Genomic DNA, 4,637 nt, shown 5'->3' with positions numbered 1-4,637 from the left:
CGGGGGCAGGCTATGGGAAACCTACCACCGAAAGGTGGTAAGGCGCCCATCGCCGAGCCTACACGTGAAGTACGCCGCCGAACCGCTGCTGCTCAACGTGGAGATGTGCGACTTCATCCATGACGGCGAGAAGGTGAACCGCCCGAACAACGCGCAGGAAATCTACCTGAAGGAACTGGGCAGCGAAAGCCCGATGCTGGTGCGCCTTATCATGAAGTCCATCCACAAGCAGAACAAGCGTGAGGTGAAGCACATCGGCTGCAAGCGATTCGGCATCCAGTACCTGCTGAAAGGTATCTACACGCATAATGGGTTACTCTATTTCCACACGGAGATAAAGAACCAGAGCAACGTGCCTTTCGATGTGGACTACATCACATGGAAAATCGTGGACAAGAAGGTGGCGAAGCGTACCGCCGTGCAGGAGCAGATTATCCTGCCGCTCCGTGCGCAGAATTACGCCACACTCGTGCCGGGCAAGAAGAGCGAGCGCACGGTATTCACGATGGCGAAGTTCACCATTCCCGACGACAAATGCCTCGTGGTGGAACTCAACGAGAAGAACGGGGGGCGTCACCAGTCTTTCGTGATTGAANGAACTCAACGAGAAGAACGGGGGGCGTCACCAGTCTTTCGTGATTGAAAACGAGGACTTGGTACGTGCCAATACCATCAACGAACTTCAAGTGCGCTGACCATGAGAAAGTACATCGCAATAATCATCGTGTCGCTTGCCCTGTTCACGGGGCAGGCGCACGCCCAGCGATGCCTGCCGAAGATGCAGGGCATCGAATTGAGAGCTAACCTTGTGGACGGTATGCGTTTAAGTGGCAACAATGGCGGTTACAGTTTCGGGGCGGCTCTCTCCACCTACACGAAGAACGGTAACAAGTGGGTGTTCGGTGGCGAATACCTCTTGAAGAACAACCCGTACAAGGATACCGCCATACCTGTGGCGCAGTTCACGGCGGAGGGCGGTTATTATTTCAAGATACTCTCCGACGCCCGTAAAATAGTGTTCGTCTATGCGGGGGCTTCGGCTCTCGCCGGATATGAGTCGGTGAATTGGGGCGAGAAAGTGCTGCATGACGGCTCCACGCTCCATGACCGGGACGCCTTCATCTACGGCGGTGCGCTGACGCTCGATGTGGAGTTTTACGTGGCTGACCGTATCGCCCTGCTCGCCAACCTCCGGGAGCGCCTGCTGTGGGGTGGCGACACACGGAAGTTCCATACGCAGTTCGGGGCGGGCGTCAAGATAATCATCAACTGACACGTCGCATGGAACGGACGGACATTGAGAATATGAGGCAGATACCCATTGCGGACTTTCTCGCACGGCTGGGACATGAGCCTGTCCGAAGGAGCGGAAACGAGCTGTGGTATCGTGCGCCATACCGCAGTGAACGCACGCCCTCCTTCCGTGTGAACGTGGCGAAACAGCTCTGGTACGACTTCGGCTTGGGCAAGGGCGGCGACATCTTCACGCTTGTCGGGGAGTTTACCCGAAGCGGGGATTTCATGGCGCAGGCGAGATTCATAGCGGAAACCGCCCGTATGCCGCTTGCCGCAGCAGAAAAGCCGTTGTACCTGCCGGAACCGTCCGAACCTGCCTTTGAGGGAGTGGAAGCCGTCCCGCTGCTCCGCTCTCCGCTGACGGAGTATTTGAAGGAAAGAGGCATCCCTTATGCCGTTGCATCCCGCCACTGCTGCCGCCTGAACTACGGCGTGCGTGGTAAGCGGTACTTTGCCGTCGGCTTTCCGAACGTGTCGGGCGGCTATGAAACCCGAAGCCGCCGTTTCAAGGGTTGCGTACCACCAAAGGACGTGTCGCTGGTCAAGGCGGGGGACATCCCGGCGGACGTGTGCAGCGTGTTCGAGGGCTTTATGGACTTCCTGTCCGCCGTCACGCTCGGTTTGGCAACGGGTGACTGCCTTGTGCTGAACTCCGTCGCCAACGTGGAAAAGGCTTTGAAACATCTGGACGGGTACGAGCGCATCGACTGTTACCTCGACCGAGACGAAGCCGGACGCAGGGCAATGGAAGCCCTGCGGACACGCTACGGAGGAAAGGTGACAGACCGTTCCGGCATCTATCAAGGCTGCAAGGACTTGAACGAGTACCTGCAACAAGTATCAAGAAAACAACAAAAGAACAACAATCTAAAAATCAAAGAATAATGAACATACTGAACAACAAGAACAAGAGAACATCAATCTTCAAGGCGTTGGCACTCTGCCTGTTCGCCGCAGTGTCATTCACATTCGTATCGTGCGACGACGATATGGACATCCAGCAATCCTATCCCTTCACGGTGGAAACCATGCCCGTGCCGAACAAGGTCACAAAGGGGCAGACGGTGGAAATCCGCTGTGAGCTGAAGAAAACGGGCGATTTCGCCAATACCCTCTATACCATCCGGTATTTCCAGTTCGAGGGTGAGGGCACACTGAAAATGGACAACGGCATCACTTTCCTGCCCAATGACCGCTACCTGCTCGAAAACGAGAAGTTCCGGCTGTACTACACGGCGCAAGGTGACGAGGCGCACAACTTCATCGTGGTAGTGGAGGACAATTTCGGCAACTCCTATGAGTTGGAATTTGACTTCAACAACCGAAACGTGAAGGATGACGGGGTTATCACTGTTGTCCCCATCGGGAACTTCAAGCCCTTTACACGATGATGCGTGTATTCATGGCTATCCTCTGTTCGCTTCTGGCGGTCTGTTCCGTGTCCGCACGGAACAGACGCCATGAGGGAACGGACGGGCAGGCGGCTATCTACCGGCTGCCACCATTTGAGAGGGCGGTGCGATGCACGAAGTATTTTGAGGGCTGGCATTCGGAAAAACATCACCCGTATGTAGGATATGGACATCGGTTGCAGCCGGGGGAAAGGTATTCGGCACGCACCATGACGAAGCGGCAGGCGGACGCGCTTCTGCGAAAAGACCTGCGGAAGTTCTGCGCGATGTTCCAGCAGTTCGGGAAGGATTCGCTTCTGCTTGCCACGCTCGCCTACAATGTCGGTCCGTACCGTCTTTTGGGGAGTGGGAAGATACCCAAAAGCACGCTAATCCGAAAGCTGGAGGCGGGTGACAGGAACATCTACCGGGAGTATATCGCTTTCTGTAACTATAAGGGGAAACGCCACGCCATGCTGCTCAAACGAAGGAAGGCTGAGTTTGCGCTGCTGTATGTACCATAAAGAATAAGTGTCTGACGAAAGAAACTCCGATGAAGCCGCCAACTTCATCGGAGTTTCAGTTTTCATACATTCGGGATTGTCCCTTTGCCTGCAACCTCACCGTCCCTGCAATGCTCTATGATACCGGGTGAAAATCCCATGCTGCCGATTGCGATATGCCGGATATAGTCTGTATATTCCTGACCTTGAAAATTCCTGCCCGTAAGGTTCTTGAAAACCATCTTTATGCTTATGCCGTCGTTGCTGTACAAGATGGTTTTTCCGTTCTGTCTGATTGTTTCCATGATTAAAACTTGTTTTTGTGAATACTATCGTAGATTGGTACAAAGGTTTCTTTGCCTACTTTCTTATCCGCCATCATGCTCATGAAAGAAAGTAGGCGGCTTTTGCCGCCCACCCCTCAAAAGCGGGTGTAAAGTCCCGTTACCATCGTGAACATTTCCTCCAGCATATCGCAATATATCCCCTCGTGCGTTTCAATGTCCTTCGTCCTGCTCTCGAATGTCTTTTTGCTGAACGTCTTGCGGTAGAAACGCATATTGTATAGGTCTGCCCCTCCGTCATAGATGATGTCAAGGCGGTTGGCACTGGTCTTGTTCCTCGCAAGGCTCATGCGCAAGCCGTTGCCCATGTCTGTGAAGTCTTTGCTTCCCGTCATGGCGGCAAAGCGTCTGACGCCAATCTGCTCTAAAATTGTCTTTGCTATCATATCCGTTGTCTTTTAGGTTTATGGTTCGGGCGGTGCGGACACCGCCCCAATGTTCAAAATTCTGTTTTCTCGGTTATGGGTGTGCATTTTTCCAGCCACTCTTTCAGACATTCCATGCTATACTCGCTCGTGATGACTGCCGTATGGCTGTCAATGGCAGTGAAACGGCTGCTTTCATAGCTGTCTATCCACCCCTTTAGGGTATCAACTCCCCACGCTTCGGCATCGTCAAAGATGCCGTCCAATGCCGTAATGGGTTCGCTGAATTTGACTATCAGCGTTTGGTAGCCTGCTTCGTTCATCGCTTCTCCTCCTTCCTTTCCTTTGCCGTTAGCCACTTGTCCCGTGCGGCTCGACATTCGTCTAATGTGGGTTTGACACAAGAGAAAAGTTCCCCGTCCGTGTGGCGGTAGTCGTATTGCACAAGGGTGCGTTTGCGTCTGTCGATACCCGTTTGGAATTTCTCGTAGTTCTCCGTTCCTGCCGATTGGCAGGTGCTTACTCCGTTAATTGTCATTTTGTTGCCATAGTCGTTGTTATTTAGATGATTAGAAATGTACAGACAGCACTCTGTGTTGCATCACCATTTCGGGGTCGCTCGTGTAGCGTTGGTGCAGGTAGAAATGATGAGAGCCGAAGCCGTAAAGGAAGAACTTGTCAAGTTCGTGTTTCTCGGCAAAGTCCTTGACGCTCGCCCTTAATTGCTCCTCACTCTGA

General features: G+C 53.3%; 8 protein-coding genes and 1 pseudogene. 5 read left to right on the top strand and 4 right to left on the bottom strand.

The window, feature by feature from the left end; all coding sequences use genetic code 11:
- The 5 genes and pseudogenes from traN to JZY04_RS20715 all read left to right on the top strand — a co-directional run.
- Window positions 1–695, top strand: a pseudogene (gene traN, locus JZY04_RS20735) (conjugative transposon protein TraN); the annotation flags it as partial.
- 2 nt (window positions 696–697) lie between these two features.
- A complete protein-coding gene (locus tag JZY04_RS20730) occupies window positions 698–1,273 on the top strand; it encodes a conjugal transfer protein TraO (RefSeq protein WP_032588474.1) in 576 nt (191 codons plus the stop codon).
- An 8-nt stretch (window positions 1,274–1,281) separates the two neighbouring features.
- Entirely contained in the window at window positions 1,282–2,181 is a 900-nt protein-coding gene (locus tag JZY04_RS20725; protein ID WP_004310298.1) for a toprim domain-containing protein, read from the top strand.
- Window positions 2,181–2,687 (top strand): DUF3872 domain-containing protein, encoded by a 507-nt coding sequence (locus JZY04_RS20720; protein WP_032595742.1) that lies wholly within the window; start codon window positions 2,181–2,183, stop codon window positions 2,685–2,687. Before JZY04_RS20725 ends, JZY04_RS20720 begins: the two co-directional genes overlap by 1 nt.
- Window positions 2,684–3,211, top strand: a complete 528-nt coding sequence (locus tag JZY04_RS20715; protein ID WP_005827312.1) for a glycoside hydrolase family protein — start codon at window positions 2,684–2,686, stop codon at window positions 3,209–3,211. Before JZY04_RS20720 ends, JZY04_RS20715 begins: the two co-directional genes overlap by 4 nt.
- A 62-nt stretch (window positions 3,212–3,273) precedes the next feature.
- Here JZY04_RS20715 and JZY04_RS20710 read toward each other — a convergent pair whose 3' ends face one another.
- The 4 genes from JZY04_RS20710 to JZY04_RS20695 all read right to left on the bottom strand — a co-directional run bounded on the left by JZY04_RS20710 (window position 3,274) and on the right by JZY04_RS20695 (window position 4,437).
- On the bottom strand, window positions 3,274–3,495 hold the full coding sequence (locus tag JZY04_RS20710) for a hypothetical protein (RefSeq protein ID WP_004310300.1): 222 nt from the start codon (window positions 3,493–3,495) through the stop codon (window positions 3,274–3,276).
- 116 nt (window positions 3,496–3,611) lie between these two features.
- Window positions 3,612–3,920 carry a hypothetical protein gene (locus tag JZY04_RS20705; protein WP_032595744.1) on the bottom strand — a complete coding sequence of 103 codons (309 nt, stop codon included), beginning with the start codon at window positions 3,918–3,920 and terminating at the stop codon, window positions 3,612–3,614.
- A gap of 53 nt (window positions 3,921–3,973) precedes the next feature.
- Window positions 3,974–4,279 carry a hypothetical protein gene (locus JZY04_RS20700; RefSeq protein ID WP_004310302.1) on the bottom strand — a complete coding sequence of 102 codons (306 nt, stop codon included), beginning with the start codon at window positions 4,277–4,279 and terminating at the stop codon, window positions 3,974–3,976.
- Window positions 4,219–4,437 (bottom strand): DUF3873 domain-containing protein, encoded by a 219-nt coding sequence (locus tag JZY04_RS20695; protein ID WP_008770680.1) that lies wholly within the window; start codon window positions 4,435–4,437, stop codon window positions 4,219–4,221. Before JZY04_RS20695 ends, JZY04_RS20700 begins: the two co-directional genes overlap by 61 nt.
- Window positions 4,438–4,637: the final 200 nt, after the last annotated feature.

The organism is Bacteroides sp. 11BF, assembly GCF_019633765.1.
GTDB classification, from domain to species: Bacteria; Bacteroidota; Bacteroidia; order Bacteroidales; family Bacteroidaceae; genus Bacteroides; species Bacteroides hominis.
This window is presented reverse-complemented; position numbering and strand designations above follow the sequence as displayed.

Coding starts and splice junctions, on each gene's coding strand:
- JZY04_RS20730 (WP_032588474.1), top strand. CDS start 698: ATGAGAAAGTACATCGCAATAATCATCGTGTCGCTTGCCCTGTTCACG.
- JZY04_RS20725 (WP_004310298.1), top strand. CDS start 1,282: ATGGAACGGACGGACATTGAGAATATGAGGCAGATACCCATTGCGGAC.
- JZY04_RS20720 (WP_032595742.1), top strand. CDS start 2,181: ATGAACATACTGAACAACAAGAACAAGAGAACATCAATCTTCAAGGCG.
- JZY04_RS20715 (WP_005827312.1), top strand. CDS start 2,684: ATGATGCGTGTATTCATGGCTATCCTCTGTTCGCTTCTGGCGGTCTGT.
- JZY04_RS20710 (WP_004310300.1), bottom strand. CDS start 3,495: ATGGAAACAATCAGACAGAACGGAAAAACCATCTTGTACAGCAACGAC.
- JZY04_RS20705 (WP_032595744.1), bottom strand. CDS start 3,920: ATGATAGCAAAGACAATTTTAGAGCAGATTGGCGTCAGACGCTTTGCC.
- JZY04_RS20700 (WP_004310302.1), bottom strand. CDS start 4,279: ATGTCGAGCCGCACGGGACAAGTGGCTAACGGCAAAGGAAAGGAAGGA.
- JZY04_RS20695 (WP_008770680.1), bottom strand. CDS start 4,437: ATGACAATTAACGGAGTAAGCACCTGCCAATCGGCAGGAACGGAGAAC.